This window comes from Bradyrhizobium sp. WSM4874, from assembly GCF_055811835.1.
Map to the genome: position 1 here is coordinate 1 of NZ_JBVVPR010000190.1, position 625 is coordinate 625.

Here is a 625-nt window from a genome sequence, read left to right on the forward strand (position 1 = left end):
GGCCGCGACGGTCGCGCTCGTCATGCTACGCTTCCTCCAGGGTTTTGCGCTCGGCGGCGAGTCGACCGCGGCGATCCTGATGGCGATCGAGACGGCGCCCGGCCACCGGCGCGGGTTCTCGGCCGCGGTGATCCAGGCCGCAGGACCTGTCGGCGTCGTGCTCGCCTCGTTTGCGGCGCTCACGATCTCGCGGCTGCCGGAAGCGGACCTGCTGTCATGGGGCTGGCGCGTTCCGTTCCTGATCAGCGCGGTGCTGGTCGCGCTCGGCGTCTACATGCGCCTGCGCATCGAGGAGAGCGCGACGTTCCGAAAGGCGAAGACGACTGAAGCAGCGCCTGTGGTCGAAGCAGTGCGGGAGCACTGGCGGCCGATCCTCATCGTGTTCTTCGCCGAGATGGCGCAGACATCCTATTTCTATCTGACGGCCATCTTCACCATCTCCTTCGCGACCCGTCAGCTCGGCGTCCAGAAGGACGTCATCACGCAGGCCGTGCTGTTCGCCAATCTCGTCGGGCTCGTTGCGATGCCCCTCATTGGCGCCTGGTCCGACCGCATCGGACGAAAGCGTCTGTTCCTGGCCGGCGTGGTGCTCGCAGCCATCTCGATGTTTGCATTCTACGGTGTG

At 66.1% G+C, this 625-nt stretch carries 1 protein-coding gene; it reads left to right on the forward strand.

Annotated features, from left to right (window positions below):
* On the forward strand, positions 1 to 625 hold a 625-nt coding region (locus AC0L3P_RS39980), incomplete at both ends, for an MFS transporter (protein WP_473309459.1).